Here is a 17,090-nt window from a genome sequence, read left to right on the forward strand (position 1 = left end):
GAACCTTACGATGGCTAAAGAAGAAAGGGATAAGGAATTGCCTGCATCAAAATTATTTACCGCTGATGGCAAACCCATCCGTGTATTATCAACATCGCTAGGCATAGCCTTATTAGCGAATGCTATGTTTATTCCTGGCGGAGCGGGGGCTAGCGCGAATACTTCTGCGGGCGAACCACAGCTAGTCTCTTGGTCTAATGAAGAGGTTAAAGCTTATTTTGATAAAAATGTGGATTGGAATATTCCCTACCCCGAAGAAGGTACGAAAGAGGTAGAGGAGCAAGGCCAAGGCGTAGTAACTTCAAACGGAACAACGGTAGTGAATAACTATGGCGGTTATCATTCAGGTTTTGGCTGGACGGATTTGCTTCTGTATCACATGTTATTTAACAGTGGTGCCAATTACTCCTCCAGAGGATGGGCTAAGGACCGTCCTACCTATTATGGAGGCACGAGAACCACATATAAACCACCAACTTATAGCAGTGAAAAGTTCCAGAATAAAAAGGTGCCCGGTTCTGTAGTGAAACCTAAAACCTCAACCTCATCCACGGGTTCCATCACGAGAAGAGGTTCCTCTTCAAAGAACGGAATCGGTGGCACTTCCAGTGGCTTAAACTCTTCGAAGAACTCTAAATCAAGCTCAGGCTCGAAGTCTTCATCGAGATCTGGCTCCAGTAAGAGTGGTTTCGGCGGATGAGTGATCAGCAGAGCGTGTTTGAGATTCTAGATTTGTCTGATCTGGAGCGGGGCCCACGGGTACAAGCGCTGCATGAGCTTGGGTTCACTTGGGCAGATCTAGAGGAAGAAGAGTACTGGATGGATGCAATAGCTGTGATGCGCAGTGACATTTACCAAGAGCTTGAGGAAGCCTCCACAAAGCTGTGGGCTATCCTCGATAAAGCGGTTCGGTATATACATCTAAAACGCGATTTGTATGAGCTGCTGGGCATTCCTCCTGTTCTTTGGGAGATTCTTGATGGGTTCCCTATTCCAGAAGAAGGTCTAATCAGTCGGTATGCAAGGTTTGATTTTGCGATAGCTAATGATGGAACCATCAAGCTTCTGGAACTGAATGCCGATACACCTACAGGTTATGTGGAGGCTTCCATAGCAACACCTTGGATCTGTGAACAGGCGGGTGTGACTAGTCCAAATCATGCGATGAAGGAACAACTTGCCGCAGCATGGCAGATAGAACGTCCAGATACCGCAGCTTGCGTTGCTTATGGGTCTCATCTTGAAGATTCGGGTACGATTGAAGCCTTGGCCAGACATAGCGGGCTTACTATTCAGTGTGTGGATTGTCTCGACCTGTGGGTCGATGAGGGCATTCTGAAGGACGGGGAGGACCGGGTGATAAAGCGGATGTTCGCCCTATATCCTAAAGAGTGGATGGCCGTCGATGAGGGTGGAGATGCACTTGCCTATGCTGTTGAGCAGGGGAATCTTCAACTTTTTAATGGACCACACAGTATCCTGTTGCAGTCTAAGGGATTAATTGCAGCTGTGTGGGGAATGTATGAGCTTGGCTTATTATTTGACAATGAAGAGCGTGAGGCGATCTCACGTTATATTTTGCCGACTTATAATAAGCCTGTGTTCTCTGGCAGCTTTGTGTCCAAATCTGTATTTGGCCGCGAAGGCGGTTCTGTACGTCTCTTTGACGATAGTGGAACTCTAGAAATTGAGGACGAAGAGGGTTATGATAGCAGTCAGCTTTTTCCCTCTGTATATCAAAAAAGAGCTGAACTAGCCCGAATATACACCGCCGAAGGTGAATTCCACCTACTGACAGGCATGTTCGTCATTAATGGGAAGCCGTGTGGGCTGCTCGGCCGGGCTGGCGGACTGATTACGGGCAATGCCAGTCATTTTATCGCGTTGGGAGTGAGATAGTTGGATAAAAGTAAGGCTATAAACAAGTCGTCTACTAGATTAGTAAAGGCCCGGATCGGGGCTTTATGTATGATGCTTCTAACGGTATTGCTGCTTAGTGCATGTTCCAGTAATCAAGGGAGTGTGTTTGATTCAGGCACTGCCGAAACTTCTGACAGTGTTGCACGGGTACCTTGGGATTACCGGGTTGTGGAGAGTACTGTAGGTGATCTAATTGGCAGCGATATGACGGTGTTGCCGGATAATGAGCTGCTGCCGAATGATGAGAATTATGCTACTGGCGATAAAATATGGACATTGCAGTTCATGGACGCTGAGCTGATCACAGATGCCGACCAACGCAATGAAGTCCGCCTATCTTCCTGGACGACCATTAAATCGTACCCCGATGAAAAAACAGCGGTCGAGGATCTTACCAACCTTAAGGTATCGGTAACTACGGATGTTGATCTTGTAGGAGTATACAAGACAAAATATAATGAGAAGACAAGAAACTTTGCCGTCCTTGAGCTGCCTTCCGGCAACCGGATCAAGCAGCCGATAGACGATGAGCGTTATGCAGCATTAGAGAAAGAAAAGACCGCTTCCGTAGTCCTTGAGGAAGTACATGATTTCGCCGATTATGACTCGGCATATGCGAAATTTCGGGGGTGGGCAAAGTGACGATTGTTGTTAATTTAATAGTCAGTATATTTGTGATTATTCTTCTGCAATTGTTGGGTATGGTTATCTTTGGCTTGATGACCCCGTTCAAGGATATGGAAGAGCTGAAAAAAGGGAATGTGGCTGTAGCTCTAGCGCTTGGCGGCAAATTTCTCGCTACAGCAATTATCATTGGAGTAGCGGCGTATACAAATACCTCTATTCTGCATATGATCATTTGGTTTGCTGTCGGTTATGTGTGTCTAATCGCTGCTTATTGGATTTTTGAATTGGCGACCCCAAGCTTTAAAATTTCAGAACATCTGGAAAAAGGCAATGTGGCAGTAGGCACTATGCTCTGCTTGGTGTTTATCGGCACAGCATTTGCAGTCAGCAGTTTGATTGTTTAGTTCAAAAATCGCAGATGGACATGGATAAGGCTGCCCTCAGTAATAACCTCGAGAGGCAGCTTTATTAATGTGAGGAAGGGATGGCAAATGCATTTTTTTCTGAGAATATCCACCAGGATGATGCGTTTACGCAAACGGTCGATCGGTCTGATTATTTTGATTTTTATAATTCTTAGCGCATCGATAGCTTACCTGCTTGAACCGAGTACATTCCACAACTGGTTTAATGCCTTCTATTGGGTCATGACAACGATGGCCACCGTTGGATATGGGGATTATTTTGCCGAGACGGTAGTTGGTAAGCTATTCACCATGTTTCTATATGTTTTTGGGATTGGTCTTCTCAGCTTGGTTATTGGCAAGGTCATTGATTCTATTGCAGAGGTGCAGAGAAGGAGAGGAGCAGGAACATTGAGCTTCCGGGGAAAGGATCATGTGATATTAATCAATTGGAGTAAGAAAGCGCAAGCTGCGGTAGATGAGGTATTATGCTATTCACCTAAATGTCATATCGTCATCATTGATGAGATAGGACGGCATCCGCTGGAGCATATGGAACAGGTCCACTTTGTAAGCGGTGATGCTTCCAGTGATGAGATTCTCCTAAAAGCTAACATACACGAAGCCAGGGCAGCCATTGTGTTCGGAGACACACGGATTGATGAAGCTTCGCTAATTGACGGGAAGTCTCTGCTTATCGCCTCCAGCATTGAGCGCATAGCGCCACAAGTACATACTACCGTAGAAATTATGCAGGAGAAGAATATACAGAATTTCAGGCATGTTCAGGTCAATGAATTCGTTCTGTCGCATGATGCCATTTCTAGATTGGCTGTTCGATCCGCTCTGCAAGAGGGGAATTCAGAGGTGATTACGCAGCTGCTGAGCCGCCAGTATGGGGATGATATTTATGAGATTCCAGTGAATAGTGCATGGAAGACCTATGGGCAGGCGTTTCAGGAATTGCTCCTTCAAGGTGCAACTTTACTCTCGGATCGTAGTGACCTTAGCATCAATCGCAAGCTGGACCAGCCTATTCCTAAAGAGGCTAGATTATATATTGTTTCGGATGAAGAGACGTACCGGAGAATTAAAGGTTAGGTCAGAGATAAGCGCGTAAAGCGGATTTTCGGGAGAATGGCTTCTCGGAATTCCGCTTCTTTTTGTTTGCAGTTCCTTCCTTAAGGGTAAGAGATGAATATTATCGTTACTCTACCTTTCGGAAGGAGCCATTGTTAATGAGTGAACAGCAAAAAGTGAACGGAAATAGCAAAAATGAGCAACTGGAACAGTTTCGCAGTAAGGACGAAGGTCACGCTTTAACAACCAATCAGGGATTGAAAGTATCCGAGGATGAGTTCTCCCTAAAAGCCGGTGACCGGGGGCCAACCTTGCTGGAGGATTTTCATTTTCGGGAAAAAATGACCCATTTCGATCACGAGCGGATTCCTGAGCGGATCGTGCATGCACGCGGTTTTGCCGCCCACGGGGAGTTTGAAGTATATAAATCGTTGAAAGAATATACGAAGGCGAAATTCCTTCAAGATCCGTCCGTGAAGACCCCGGTGTTTGTCCGGTTCTCAACGGTAGCAGGATCACGGGGGTCAGCCGAAACTGTGCGGGATGCCCGGGGCTTCTCGACCAAATTTTATACCGAAGAAGGCAACTATGATTTGGTAGGCAATAATATGCCGGTCTTTTTTATACAGGATGCGATTAAATTCCCTGATCTAGTGCATGCGCTTAAGCCGGAGCCGCATAATGAAATGCCTCAGGCGGCATCAGCCCATGATACCTTCTGGGATTTCATCGCCAATAACCAGGAATCGGCCCATATGGCGATGTGGCTGATGTCTGACCGCGCCATTCCGCGAAGCTTCCGGATGATGGAAGGGTTTGGAGTGCACACCTTCCGTCTGATCAATGAACAGGGGAAAGCGCATTTTGTTAAATTCCATTGGAAACCAGTGCTTGGTGTACACTCTTTGGTGTGGGACGAAGCACAGAAAATATCAGGAGCGGACCCTGACTTTCACCGCCGTGATTTATGGGAATCGATTGAAGCCGGCAATTTTCCGGAATACGAGCTGGGCATTCAGCTTCTTAGTGAAGAAGACGAATTCAAGTTTGATTTCGATGTGCTGGACCCTACAAAGCTATGGCCAGAGGAAGACGTGCCCGTGCAGATCGTTGGGAAAATGACCTTGAACCGCAACGTGGATAATGTTTTTGCCGAAACGGAGCAGGTGGCTTTCCACCCTGGACATGTAGTGCCAGGTATTGATTTCACCAATGACCCGCTGCTTCAGGGCAGACTATTCTCTTATACGGATACCCAGCTGATTCGGCTTGGGGGTCCTAACTTTCATGAATTGCCGATTAATAGACCGGTGTGTCCTTTTCATAACAACCAGCGTGACGGATATGGGCGGCAGACGATTAATCAGGGCAGTGTGAGTTATCATAATAATTCGCTGGCCCAAAATACGCCGAGAGCTGTCCCAGAGGCTGAAGGCGGTTATGTGCATTATCAAGAAAAGGTTGAAGGCCGTAAGGTACGGAGCCGGAGTAAAAGCTTTGAGGATCATTTTTCACAAGCCAAGTTATTCTGGAATAGTATGAGCCCTCCGGAACAATTGCATATTATCGAAGCTTATTCTTTTGAGCTTGGAAAGGTTAAGAGTAAGTCGGTCCGACAGCAGGTCGTAAATATGCTCGCTAACATTACCTCCGAGCTTGCTGTACCTGTGGCAGAAGCCATTGGAGTAGCAGCTCCAGAAGTTGGCGGTTCCGAGGTCACTCAAGCTTCCCCTGCCCTAAGTCAGGCTAATACGAAAAAACATCCCAACACGCGTAAAGTAGGCGTGATTATCGGAGATGGTTTTGATGAGGCTGCGGTAATGCCTGTATTGGACACGCTTATGGGAGCTGGGATTCAACCGGAGCTAATCAGTGATAAGCTTGGATTTATTAAAGGCTCAAACGGCACAGAGCTTGAAATCATCCATACCTTGTCCACTACAGATTCGGTGCTCTTCGATGCGATTTATGCGGCTGGTGGAAATGCGGAACGCAAGAAATTCCATAAAGATGCAGCGTTATTCCTCAACCAAGCCTATGCACATTTTAAACCTATCGCGATGACCACAATACTTGCTGAGCTGCTTGCAACAGATGAACATAGAAGCAGTCCGGGCGTCGTAATAGGCGATGGTGGGGAAGTTTTTGCGGCTAGCTTCGTTGCGGCCATTACTGCCCATCGTTTTTGGGAACGTATGGAATGAAGTAAGTAGATGACAGAAAAAGGGGGATCCGCTCGTCAGAAGGCGTGTGGATCCCTCTTTTTTTCATCTAATAGTTTCATAAATTTAACATTTGGATTAAGTATGTGATGTATATTACCTTTATAGATAATACTAGGCAATATAAGCAGATCCTTAGGGAGGTGATTTTTTGAGGAAAGAGATAGCTGTTGTTGTAGTGGTACTTACAGGTTTTACAGCATTAACAGCATGCGAGCAAACAGCAACACCGGCATCAACATCCTCGCCCTCCGCGAATGTTCATACAACAGAGCCACCGAATTCTACGGGTTCGGCTAATAATGATGTGGGGGACCATTCACAGGAGTGGGATGCTTTAGAGCAATTTATTGTTATGAAGCTTACCGGCTCGTCCGGTGTTTATACGAATTTAATTGAAACAGAGCAATCCGGGGAAGCAGCAAGCGGCCATGAGATACTAAGTGAATCTGCCTCTCTGAGGATGCTGGCAGCCGTACGGAGTGGTGAGAATGAGCGATTTGCAGAAGAATGGGCGCTGGCTAAGCAAACCTTTGATATGAAGGGCGGTTTTAGCTACCGATATAGCCCTAAACATCAGAAATTATATCCTGTGAATGCTGCCGTTGATGACTTACGTATCATTCGTGCGCTTTATGAAGCTGGGGATACGTTTAGAGATAAACACTATTCAGAAGAAGCGGCTAAGTATGGTGAGAGGTTTTATAACCATAATGTAAAAAATGGATATATGTATGACTTCTATGATGAAAATTACAAAAAAACCAACACATTCGTTACTTTATGTTATATTGATTTAGGTACAATGCGAAAATTGTCGGTTTCTGGAGAATCTCGTGACTTTTTGTTGAATAATATGAGCGTTATACTGAAAGATGGGTATTTATCAGATGAGTTTCCCTTCTATGAAACAAGGTTTAATTATGAGAGTGGAACCTATAGTTCGGAGAATATCAATACCGTAGAATCGCTACTGTCCATTCTGGCTTTGGCAGAGGTAGACCTGCAGAAATCCTCCAGCATTGATTTTATCAAGCAGCAGGTCGATGCTGGCAAATTATATGGACAATATTCGCGTGAGGGAAAGCCGCTTAACGATATTCGCTCAACAGCCATTTACGCCATTACGGCTATGATTGGTGCCGAGATCGGAGACGATGCACTCTATCGCAAAAGCATTAAAAGAATGAACGAGTTCAGAATAACCGATGCCAGCAGCTCACTGTATGGAGGCTTCGGCGATGTAGCTAGTGGCCAAGCCTATTCCTTTGACAATCTGATGGCATCATTGGCCTATGTCTATTAATTTAAACCTATAGTAACGAAGGTGAATCTGCATGATAAACAACACGGTGAAATCACCTCTGAGGCAGGGGATGACACTCGCTAACCTACCTTTGCCATTGTCCCCGGCTTTTATCACTGCTGTTGGAGTGTTGCTTATAACCATCATAGCCTTATTTACCGCCCCGTATGTCGGAATGGCGGATAATGGTGATTTTTTTCGCAGCATCTATAGTAACGGAATTTATTTCAATCTGCCGGATTATGACGAGCAATACTTTGGTTATTTTGTAAAGCAATATGGAATCTTTCAGTATTTTAATGAGAATGGCGCGACATTATTTTCTTCACAGTCCCTATTTATCCAGCTGGCCATTGGACTTAATAAGCTGTTTTTTAGCAGCGAGGTTTTCGATATCCGGTTTCAAGCAGTCATTTATACGATTTTATATGTTGCGGCGATCTACTTATTAATAGAGGCAATTACATGGGGGATGACCCGCAAGCAGGGCTGGGTCACTGCTGGTATTGCTATTTTTATATTTGGAGATACCGGGTATACCGCTTATTTCAACTCCTTTTACGGCGAGAGCGTCGTGATGATCACGATGATTACTATGTTCGCAGCTTGGTTGTTGTTATATCAAAAAAGATACAATGACTATGTGCTGCTGGCCCTGTTCTTGATCAGTACGATCATCCTGACAACTTCCAAACAACAAAATGCACCAGTGGGTATAATCATTGCGGTTCTGGGGTGTTCAATCCTTTGGATTCGCAGGGAAAAGATCTTTCGTATTCTGACCCTAGTTTCCCTTGCCTTGATCCTGTTCGCAGGTGTGTTCACCTATTTGAATATCTCGGATGAGTTCGTGAATATTAACCAGTTCCATGCCATGACCCGAGGGGTGCTGAAGGATTCCACCGATCCGGAGAAGGCACTGAAGTCATTCGATATTGATGAACAATATGCCATCTTGAAGAATAGCATTTATTACGAGAAGTACGGAACTATTGATGTGAATTCACCAATCCTCCAAGAGAACTTTTACAGTCGTTACGGATTTGTTTCGATCCTTAAATACTATATATCGAATCCGGATCAGCTTAACTCGATTCTTAATGTTGCTGCTCAAAGTGCATTCTCGATTAAACCAGCGGCGATGGGCAATTATGAGCAATCCGTTGGGAAGGAATTTCGAGCACAAAGTCACTTTTTTACTGGATATAGTCAGCTGAAAAAGGCTTTGGCACCACGAACGATAGGTTTTATCTTCCTTTGGACAGTGCTTGTCATTGGTCTGTATATGCCTTCCCTCGTAACAGCCATCAAGGCACGCAATTTTAGAGGATTGCAGCGGATGGTATTGATTGTCGCTACGATAGGCATTGGTCTTTCAGGCATTTTTGTATCGATTATTGGTGCCGGTGATGCCGACATTTCCAAGCATGAATTCTTGTTCACTTTATCTTTTGATTTGGTGACCTTTCTGACAGTATCTAGTGTGATCGGACGCAGATTCTCGAAAAATCGCAAAAAGCCGGTTAACGAAAGTCCCACCACTTCTAGTCCATATACAAAGCCTCAAAAGGATGTGAGTGTTTGAAGCGCAGAGGGATCTTATACTGTATATTGCTGCTGACCCTGAGCTTAACCATCCTATTGCTTCCCGCCACTCCTGTTCAATCTGCTGTATCACCACAACAAGTCTTACTGCTCTATGACAGCCTTGCCAAGGGGACCGCTAAGGATGGAAATGTGACTGAACTTCAACGTCTGCTGGCGGCTTACTCGACAAGGGTTACACTTCGAAGCCTAGATCAATACGAGCAGGGGATGCTGAAAAATTACTCCAGAGTGATCATGGTCCGTAACGAAGCGGATATTTCGATCACGAATAAATCCTATATAGAGGATTGGGAGCATTATCAGGGGCAGTACTTGCATATTGGGTACAACCCACCCGCTAGTCTAACGAAGGCGTTACAGCTAACCACTGATGTGATCTATGACGGGAGTGCTGAGCTCGAAATTGGACAGTTCTCCGGAATTCAAGCTAAGGTGCAGGATATGCCTTATATTGTAGCGAGTCAGGCGGTCAAATCCTTCGGGCAACTCTCTTTTGCGGAGGAGGGTCTGCAAGCACCGTACGCTGTGAGTAAGGGGAATGATACATATGCCCCATATTTTGAACAAGGGAATGTCAGTACGCTGGGGATGGCGTATGTTCTGAAGGATTGGCTCCATATCACTGCTGCTCCTAAAATGTACCTTGCGATCAAAGAAATCTATCCTTTCTCTGATCTGCGATTGCTGGCAGAAACGGGTGAGCGGCTATATCAACTGGGGATTCCGTTTCTTGCAAGTGTGCGGCCTGTGTTCAGCAATACCGATTATCCGGCCATGCAGCGCTATTTAGTGGCCATGAAAAGTGTGCAATCCAGCAATGGAAGCATTCTGGTCAATGCCCCAGTGGTGATGCCAACGATAAGCTCCAGTGACCATACGCTTAAAGGAAAGATGAATGATTTCATCAATCTGTTGGCCGAAAATGGGCTTGGGCCGCTTGGAGCCGGGGCGGAAATGCATTGGTCGTATGACAAAGAGTATTCAGAAGCGGGGATGAGCTTTTTTGATTCCGTGGTGTTATATCCGGATGAACAGATTGATTATATGGAGCAGAGCGACACCTCTAAATCCTTTCCATCCTCTTTATATAGCGTTCCGCTGGAATTTCTTCAGGCTTTGCATACATCCAATAAAGTGATCCCGCAATTGCCGCTGGATACTGTAATCACCGTCGACATGCCCGAGGATGAGCGTCAGCTTGAAGAAATGCTGCAAAGTCTGGAGCGGAATTGGGTTTCTTTTGCCGATTATAAGCAAGCAGAGCATCAGGTGGTTACTGATCAGAACACAATCTCCTCATTAGATGGAATGATTTCTATTAATGGACAACCTCTAAGCCTGGACTATACACCGGAAACAGTGGATAGCGATTATCGCTACACAGAGGAGCAGCAAAAGAGCTTCACCCGGCTTTTTAATATTCAGAATCAATTTTTTATTGTTGTGATCATGATTTCTCTGCTGCTGTTTGGCGGATTGTTGATGATCGGATACCGGTTATATCGCAGAAAGTTTTTGAAATGAGACAACTAATCGTGATTTGGAGGACCCTATGACGATTTCAGACGTGCTGATGGTGATTGCGGTGATCTGTATTTGGTCTCTGCTGCTGGTGAATGTGACCCTCATTATCGCGGGCTATCTATATTACATTAAATCCGAAAATGAGGATATACCAGAGATAGAGGGTGAATATCCTTTTGTTTCAATTATGGTTCCCGCTCACAATGAGGGGGTAGTGATTTGTAAGACGGTTGAATCTCTGCTCGCGCTGGATTATCCGCAAGATCGGTATGAGATTATTGTAATTAATGATAATTCCTCTGATAACAGTGCCGAGCTGCTGGCGGGAATACAATCCCGAAATCCGGGGCGTCAGCTGGTAGTCATTAATACGGATGCAGTTACAGGAGGCAAAGGTAAATCCAATGCCTTGAATATAGGCTTTACCAGCTGTAAAGGGGAGCTAATCGCCATTTATGATGCCGACAATACTCCGGAGAAAACAGCTTTGCGTTATCTGGTTGCTGAGATCATGCATGATTCCAGCCTCGGTGCAGTGATCGGGAAGTTCCGGACCCGTAATCGTGATGCAAGTTTACTGACCCGGTTCATTAATATTGAGACCTTATCCTTTCAATGGATGGCTCAAGCGGGACGCTGGAAGCTGTTCAAGCTTTGCACTATTCCGGGAACCAATTTCATTATGCGCAGGTCAATTGTGGAAAGCATCGGTGGCTGGGATGTCAAAGCGATAGCCGAGGATACAGAAATCAGCTTCCGGATTTATATGATGGGTTACCAAATCAAGTTCCAGCCGAAATCCGTCACGTGGGAGCAGGAACCCCAGACCCTAAAGGTCTGGTTCAAGCAGCGAACCCGCTGGGCGAAGGGCAATATTTATGTCATTGTCAAAAATATTCCGCTGCTGTTCAATAAATCGGCCGCAAAGGTCCGGTTCGATATTCTTTATTTTCTATCCATTTACTTCTTGCTGCTGCTGTCGTTAATCACCTCCGATGTGCTGCTGATCCTGCATGCTTTGGGTTATGTGCATACTACTATTGCAGGTCTTAGTAATTTCTTATGGCTGCTCGCTATTATTCTTTTCGTTGTGGGGACCTTCATCACGCTAACGACAGAAAAGGGCGAGATGAGCTTGTCCAATCTAGGGATTGTGATGTTGATGTATGTGTCTTATTGCCAGCTGTGGATGGTTGTCGCGGCTAACGGGTTATATCTATACCTGAAAGACCTCATCTTCAAAAGAGAAGCCAAATGGTACAAGACAGAGCGCTACTAACGAGGCACCAAAAAGTCATATGAGAAAAATGTAATCACAGGAGAAACAGAACATGAAGATAAAAAAACAGCTGGTTATACTGTTAACCTGCCTCTCCCTTTTGTTAATTCCAATCCATCCAGCTGCCGCAGAGACGTTGCCGCAGGATCATAAGTCGACTTATACAACCTCATTTACGGGAACGGACTCGTCCTTAACAGGTTCGAGTGCCCAGCAGCAATATTTTGAGGTTCTGGATTATTGGAATGTGGATCAAGTAAAGATCAAACTGCATTTTCAAATTTCACAAATTACCGAAGAGCAGATTTCTAGTGTTACCTTAACGCTAAACGGCAGCCCGTTCTATACGTTTCGTCCGTCACTACAAGACAACGGCGAACAGCTGTTGAACCTTGCGGCACCCAAGGGGTTTCTGAAAAAAGGGACGAATACACTGGGCATTCAGGGCTATTTGAAGACAGATCGTCAAGATGACCTCTTTTGTTCGGTCGATGAAACGTCGGATAATTGGCTGCATCTGTTCAATACGTCCAGTGTTAACGTGATTTATACCGCAAAGCCCTTGAGTGGAGGGATCAGTGACTTCAGCGAGCGATTCGCCGGGATAGATACCTTAACGAAGAATCAGAGTATTCTGACTGTACCGGACAAAAGCACAGCGGCAGAAATGGAAGCAGCCACTTATGCTCTCTCCGGGTTTGTTAAGGGGATTACGTTAAATGATAAGACTATTCCCTTGCTTCCCTACCGGGCAGACACTGTGCAGAATAAGGCCGCCGTTGTACTGGTAGCTATGTATGACAGAGTACCAAGCGGGCTGAAAGCTCAGCTAAGCTCCACTGAAGATTTGGGTACGCACGCGCTGCTCCAGCTAGTGAATAAGGATACCCAGCCCACCTTGGTTGTAACCTCGAAGGATGAGAACTTGCTGATTAAAGCGGGTCGTTTGATTGCTAATCCAGAGCTGATCGGGCAGATCAGTAGTGATCTGAAAACAGTAACGGATGCTACAGAAGTGTCAGCACCTGCGCTTTCGATTAGCTCTAACATCGCGTTCACTGAAACAGGTGATAAACTGACCGGGGCACATCATCAGGAGCAGACGTATTTTATTTCATTGCCAGCGAACCGCTCGATTGCCGATTCCGGTAAAATCAGCCTGGATTTCCGTTATGCACAGAACTTGGATTTTACTCGTTCATTGGTTACCGTGAGCATCAATAATACTCCGATTGGCAGTAAGAAGCTGACCAAGGAACTGGCGAATGGCGATATTCTTAATCTCTCGGTGCCTCAGAACTTGAATATCTCCGGAAATTTCTCGGTGACTGTGGCTTTTGATTTGGAGATCGAAGGAGCCAGATGTATTATCGATCGGGATCAAATGCCGTGGGCTTATATCAGTAAAGATTCTGTAATGCAGCTGAATACGAAGGATCGCACGGATCTCTTATTTAATAACTATCCATATCCGTTCATCCGCGATGGGATCTATAATCATGTGGCGGTTGTACTGCCCGAACAAATGGATGATTACGCCTATTTAAGTGTATCGAATATCTTTAATCTGCTTGGTAAATATGCCAGCGGAAATATAGGGAATATCCAGTTCTATACCGATACTGTCAGCGCCGATCATTTGAAAAATAATAATATCATCGCTATTGGTGCTTATAAGAATAATAAGGTGATCCGTGATCAGAATGCTAAGCTTTATTTTCAATATAACGGAGATGGAACCACAATTCGCTCCAATGAGAAAATGAGTATTGAAGAGCAATACGGCGCACGAATCGGAACTCTGCAGCTGATTGATTCGCCATTTGAGGCGGGACGTGCATTGCTTGCGGTTACGGGAGTCAGCTCGGAAGAGTATTACTTAGGATCGAAGCTGCTCGCTACAGAGCGGGACAAGTGGAAGGTGTTTGGCGATGGCGCAATCGTTGATAAAGACGGTAATGTCAGCGCACACCGCTTCAAAACAATCACTGGAGCAGCCGAGGACTCTGTGGTCCAGAAAATAATGGAACGGTCGGATGTACTCAGTTTTATCATCGTGATTTTACTGGTGCTGACACTGGTAGTTCTATCGCTGATCCTGCTGCTTCGCAAACACATGAAGAAACGTGGTGATAAGCGTGAGACGTAATCGCAGCTTAGTGTCGGACATCGCTCTCTTATCATTCCTGGTGTTATCGTTCCTCTGTATCGTCTTCATTGCCGGGGCACCGGATGATTACCTACAGAATATTATCATTTTAACGGTGGCTTTCATTCTGGCCATTGTTACGTATTTTACAACCGTCACTGCCGGGCTGGTCTTGAATCTGGTGTTTATCTTTGCTTACGGATTCTACACGATGTACCAGACGATAACGCTAGGGGAAACGATTAGCCTGAATACTTATTTCTGGCTAATTATGACTCCGCTATTAACGGTCGTTCTATGGGTATTCACTTTAAGCAGCCGTGATTTGCAGGTGGAGAATGAGCAGCTACGCAAAAAGACTGCCAATATGGCTATCGTCGATGAAAACACAAATTTGCGGAACAGTATTTCTTTTCAGACGGATGCTACATTATTTACAAGCATTTCGACCCGCTATCAGATTCCGCTCACCCTGCTAGTGGTGAAGGTGAAGTATTGGAAAGAGATCAGACGGATCATTCCTGAAGATCAGCTGGCAGAAGCTATCTATGACGTGTCTCAGCTTAGCCAGGCGAGTATTCGTACCAATGATGCACTGTATCTGCTAGATAAGGATGAAGCAACATGGGGCCTGCTGCTGTTCACGGACAGCGATGGGGCGAAGATAGTGATCGAGCGGATTAAGCTCAAGCTTCAGGAGTTGAATGACAATAATTTTTCCAGAAAATACAAGGTCAGCCTGGGTCTTAAGATTGGGGCGGTCGAATACCAAGCCGGCACGATTGAGAATCCGCTGGATTTCATTGTTCAGGCCAAAAAACAGCTGGAGTACGACGTGTAGGCCAGCTTAAAAATCAATGATTTCACTATCAGCCTCTGTATGGATGGCGATGAGCACGCTTGCCGGCTCATCGCCTTTATTTATGACCAGATGGGGCACACAGGCATTCCAGCTAAAGGAATCCCCCGCTTGGAACTTCCCGAAATCTTCACCTTGCTCTGCATAAACCTCACCTTTTATTACTAAATGGACCTCTTTGCCTTCGTGCGCCTGCGGAGTTTCACCCGTAGAAGTACCCGGAGGGAAATGGACAAGCACCATTCGTACACCACCTGCCGAGCTTAAATGCTCAACTTGCAGTCGATCACTTCCGCTACTGGTGATTTGCCGATCCTCGGATCGTACCACCTGCATCCGCTCTTCCTTTTTTAACAGCAAATAAGCCAACGGAACGTTCAGCGCATCCGCAATCAGGCTAAGGGTTGCGATCGAGGGAGAGGTCTTATTAGTCTCAACCTGGCTCATAAAACCCTGTGACAGGCCAGTAGTTTCACAGATTTGGGCAATCGTTATATGTTTTCTTTTACGGATTGTACGAATGTTTGAACCTATATTCATTAGTAAAGCCCCTTTTGATATTAGTAATAGCAAATATATTTTTATATTAACAAATTATTAATTGACATACTAGCCAGAGGTTTATAATATTATCCTTACAAATATTATTTTTGTATTACAAATATTTTGAAGGAGTGTTTAGTATGAAAGCACCTTATATATATGATGTCAGTCTACCTTCCGGCTACGATGAGAATCGGGTTTATCCGGTTATCTTCACCTTGCATGGCAAAGGTTCCAATGAGAAGAATATGTTCGGGCTTGTGGAGTCCTTGTCTGAAGAGTTTATTATTATCGGGATTCGGGGAAATATGATTTTAGGGGCAGGATTTCAATATTATGATCTCAAAAGTCTAGGTCATCCCATCCGTGAGCAGTTTGATCAGGCTGTATTGCAATTGCAGCAGTTTATCGAATACGCCACCGACAAATATCCTATAGATGCTAATTACCGTTATCTGCTTGGCTTCAGTCAAGGAGCCATTTTGTCCATGACACTCGCTCTTACAATCGGCAATTCGCTTCGGGGAATTGTGGCGCTGAACGGTTATGTTCCAGGATTTGTGAAGACGGATTATGAGCTGAAGAGTGTGCAGGAGGTATCGGTCTTCATCTCGCATGGTGAATATGATTCTGTATTTCCAATTTCAGTGGGGACAGAAACAGCCGCTTATTTCGAAGGTCTAACCCCATTATTAACCTTTAATACGTATCCTTCGGATCATGGTGTATTACCGCAGAATCAGCAGGACCTGATCGCTTGGTTACTGCAGAACTTAGGGAGTGATAAACTATGATACCTTCTTACTTTATTGCCCATGGTGCTCCTTCTCTGGTACTTGATAACAATGCATATACGAAATTTCTGGGCGAGCTCGCTGAGAGCAATGTCAAACCTAAAGCGATTGTTCTATTTTCTGCACATTTTGAAGAACACACACAGTCGGTTGGAGTTATGAAGACTTTCGACACCATCTATGATTTCTATGGCTTCCCAGATGAGATGTATCAAATGACTTATCCTGCCAAAGGGGACAATGAGGTTGCACAGCAAATTATGTCTCTGTTCCACAAGAATGGAATTGTCAGCAAATTAAATACAGAGCGTGGACTAGATCACGGAGCTTGGGCTATTCTTAAATTAATCTATCCGAATGCAGATATTCCTGTCGTGTCTTTGTCAGTTAATCGAGAGCTGTCCAATGAACAGCAATATTTAATGGGTAAAGCTTTATCTGAGCTGCGTGAGCAGGATATTATGATTATTGGCAGCGGTGGAACCGTTCATAATTTGCGTAGCGTGAAGTGGGGAATGGAGAATGTCGAGAAATGGGCGGAGACATTCGATGATTGGCTGCAGCACAGGGTGGAAGCTTGGGATACAGAGTCGCTATTTAACTATCAGGAGCTTGCTCCCTATGGCGTTGATGCAGTGCCGACTAATGAGCACTTTATCCCTCTGATAATAGCTATGGGAGCTGGCGATAAAGGGAAAGAAGCGAAGCTGCTGCACCGAAGTTATCAGTATGGCAATTTAAGTCTTAGCTGTTGGGAGTTTAATTAAGAAGGAGG

The 17,090-nt window shown here is 45.1% G+C and carries 15 protein-coding genes; 14 read left to right on the forward strand and 1 reads right to left on the reverse strand.

All coding sequences use genetic code 11. The features are described from left to right. Positions 1 to 10 precede the first annotated feature (10 nt). The 12 genes from MHH60_RS07585 to MHH60_RS07640 all read left to right on the forward strand — a co-directional run bounded on the left by MHH60_RS07585 (position 11) and on the right by MHH60_RS07640 (position 14,960). Positions 11 to 700: a hypothetical protein gene (locus MHH60_RS07585; RefSeq protein ID WP_076124098.1), complete on the forward strand. Its 690-nt coding sequence runs from the start codon at positions 11 to 13 to the stop codon at positions 698 to 700. Continuing rightward, on the forward strand, positions 697 to 1,899 hold the full coding sequence (locus MHH60_RS07590) for a glutathionylspermidine synthase family protein (RefSeq protein WP_076132733.1): 1,203 nt from the start codon (positions 697 to 699) through the stop codon (positions 1,897 to 1,899). The genes MHH60_RS07585 and MHH60_RS07590 overlap by 4 nt, the downstream gene beginning before the upstream one ends. 69 nt (positions 1,900 to 1,968) lie before the next feature. Continuing rightward, positions 1,969 to 2,562, forward strand: a complete 594-nt coding sequence (locus tag MHH60_RS07595) for a hypothetical protein (RefSeq protein ID WP_232061559.1) — start codon at positions 1,969 to 1,971, stop codon at positions 2,560 to 2,562. Beyond that, a complete protein-coding gene (locus MHH60_RS07600) occupies positions 2,559 to 2,951 on the forward strand; it encodes a DUF350 domain-containing protein (RefSeq protein WP_038573772.1) in 393 nt (130 codons plus the stop codon). The genes MHH60_RS07595 and MHH60_RS07600 overlap by 4 nt, the downstream gene beginning before the upstream one ends. A 117-nt stretch (positions 2,952 to 3,068) precedes the next feature. Next, positions 3,069 to 4,052, forward strand: coding sequence for a potassium channel protein (locus tag MHH60_RS07605; protein WP_341161126.1), 984 nt, complete (start codon positions 3,069 to 3,071; stop codon positions 4,050 to 4,052). Between the two features lie 137 nt (positions 4,053 to 4,189). Next, positions 4,190 to 6,235: a catalase gene (locus MHH60_RS07610; RefSeq protein ID WP_076132729.1), complete on the forward strand. Its 2,046-nt coding sequence runs from the start codon at positions 4,190 to 4,192 to the stop codon at positions 6,233 to 6,235. A 169-nt stretch (positions 6,236 to 6,404) separates the two neighbouring features. Further along, positions 6,405 to 7,559 (forward strand): glycosyl hydrolase family 8, encoded by a 1,155-nt coding sequence (locus MHH60_RS07615; RefSeq protein WP_081388810.1) that lies wholly within the window; start codon positions 6,405 to 6,407, stop codon positions 7,557 to 7,559. A 31-nt stretch (positions 7,560 to 7,590) separates the two neighbouring features. After that, on the forward strand, positions 7,591 to 9,144 hold the full coding sequence (wsfD, locus tag MHH60_RS07620; protein WP_076132727.1) for a glycan biosynthesis hexose transferase WsfD: 1,554 nt from the start codon (positions 7,591 to 7,593) through the stop codon (positions 9,142 to 9,144). Further along, a complete protein-coding gene (locus tag MHH60_RS07625) occupies positions 9,141 to 10,691 on the forward strand; it encodes a hypothetical protein (RefSeq protein WP_076132725.1) in 1,551 nt (516 codons plus the stop codon). The genes wsfD and MHH60_RS07625 overlap by 4 nt, the downstream gene beginning before the upstream one ends. Before the next feature lie 28 nt (positions 10,692 to 10,719). Next, the gene (locus MHH60_RS07630) at positions 10,720 to 11,970 is read left to right on the forward strand and encodes a glycosyltransferase family 2 protein (protein ID WP_036682179.1); all 1,251 of its coding nucleotides are present in this window, start codon (positions 10,720 to 10,722) and stop codon (positions 11,968 to 11,970) included. A gap of 52 nt (positions 11,971 to 12,022) precedes the next feature. Beyond that, positions 12,023 to 14,119 carry a cellulose biosynthesis cyclic di-GMP-binding regulatory protein BcsB gene (locus tag MHH60_RS07635; RefSeq protein WP_081388809.1) on the forward strand — a complete coding sequence of 699 codons (2,097 nt, stop codon included), beginning with the start codon at positions 12,023 to 12,025 and terminating at the stop codon, positions 14,117 to 14,119. After that, positions 14,109 to 14,960 carry a diguanylate cyclase domain-containing protein gene (locus tag MHH60_RS07640; RefSeq protein ID WP_036682174.1) on the forward strand — a complete coding sequence of 284 codons (852 nt, stop codon included), beginning with the start codon at positions 14,109 to 14,111 and terminating at the stop codon, positions 14,958 to 14,960. The genes MHH60_RS07635 and MHH60_RS07640 overlap by 11 nt, the downstream gene beginning before the upstream one ends. A gap of 6 nt (positions 14,961 to 14,966) precedes the next feature. Here the strand turns inward: MHH60_RS07640 and MHH60_RS07645 are convergent, their stop codons facing one another. After that, positions 14,967 to 15,518 carry a helix-turn-helix domain-containing protein gene (locus MHH60_RS07645; RefSeq protein WP_076132723.1) on the reverse strand — a complete coding sequence of 184 codons (552 nt, stop codon included), beginning with the start codon at positions 15,516 to 15,518 and terminating at the stop codon, positions 14,967 to 14,969. Between the two features lie 143 nt (positions 15,519 to 15,661). Here MHH60_RS07645 and MHH60_RS07650 point away from each other — a divergent pair, with 143 nt between their 5' ends. Both MHH60_RS07650 and MHH60_RS07655 read left to right on the forward strand, forming a co-directional pair. Next, positions 15,662 to 16,315 (forward strand): alpha/beta hydrolase, encoded by a 654-nt coding sequence (locus MHH60_RS07650; RefSeq protein WP_076132721.1) that lies wholly within the window; start codon positions 15,662 to 15,664, stop codon positions 16,313 to 16,315. Continuing rightward, complete coding sequence (locus tag MHH60_RS07655) at positions 16,312 to 17,082, forward strand: DODA-type extradiol aromatic ring-opening family dioxygenase (protein ID WP_076132719.1); 771 nt, start codon at positions 16,312 to 16,314, stop codon at positions 17,080 to 17,082. The genes MHH60_RS07650 and MHH60_RS07655 overlap by 4 nt, the downstream gene beginning before the upstream one ends. Positions 17,083 to 17,090 lie beyond the last annotated feature (8 nt).

Source organism: Paenibacillus sp. FSL H7-0716, from assembly GCF_038002705.1.
GTDB classification, from domain to species: domain Bacteria; phylum Bacillota; class Bacilli; order Paenibacillales; family Paenibacillaceae; genus Paenibacillus_AQ; species Paenibacillus_AQ odorifer.

What these genes read in the sequence shown, in the direction of transcription:
- MHH60_RS07650 (WP_076132721.1), top strand. Translation starts at nt 15,662, where the DNA reads ATGAAAGCACCTTATATATATGATGTCAGTCTACCTTCCGGCTACGAT.
- MHH60_RS07645 (WP_076132723.1), bottom strand. Translation starts at nt 15,518, where the DNA reads ATGAATATAGGTTCAAACATTCGTACAATCCGTAAAAGAAAACATATA.
- MHH60_RS07610 (WP_076132729.1), top strand. Translation starts at nt 4,190, where the DNA reads ATGAGTGAACAGCAAAAAGTGAACGGAAATAGCAAAAATGAGCAACTG.
- MHH60_RS07605 (WP_341161126.1), top strand. Translation starts at nt 3,069, where the DNA reads ATGATGCGTTTACGCAAACGGTCGATCGGTCTGATTATTTTGATTTTT.
- MHH60_RS07630 (WP_036682179.1), top strand. Translation starts at nt 10,720, where the DNA reads ATGACGATTTCAGACGTGCTGATGGTGATTGCGGTGATCTGTATTTGG.
- wsfD (WP_076132727.1), top strand. Translation starts at nt 7,591, where the DNA reads ATGATAAACAACACGGTGAAATCACCTCTGAGGCAGGGGATGACACTC.
- MHH60_RS07585 (WP_076124098.1), top strand. Translation starts at nt 11, where the DNA reads ATGGCTAAAGAAGAAAGGGATAAGGAATTGCCTGCATCAAAATTATTT.
- MHH60_RS07595 (WP_232061559.1), top strand. Translation starts at nt 1,969, where the DNA reads ATGATGCTTCTAACGGTATTGCTGCTTAGTGCATGTTCCAGTAATCAA.
- MHH60_RS07635 (WP_081388809.1), top strand. Translation starts at nt 12,023, where the DNA reads ATGAAGATAAAAAAACAGCTGGTTATACTGTTAACCTGCCTCTCCCTT.
- MHH60_RS07655 (WP_076132719.1), top strand. Translation starts at nt 16,312, where the DNA reads ATGATACCTTCTTACTTTATTGCCCATGGTGCTCCTTCTCTGGTACTT.
- MHH60_RS07590 (WP_076132733.1), top strand. Translation starts at nt 697, where the DNA reads ATGAGTGATCAGCAGAGCGTGTTTGAGATTCTAGATTTGTCTGATCTG.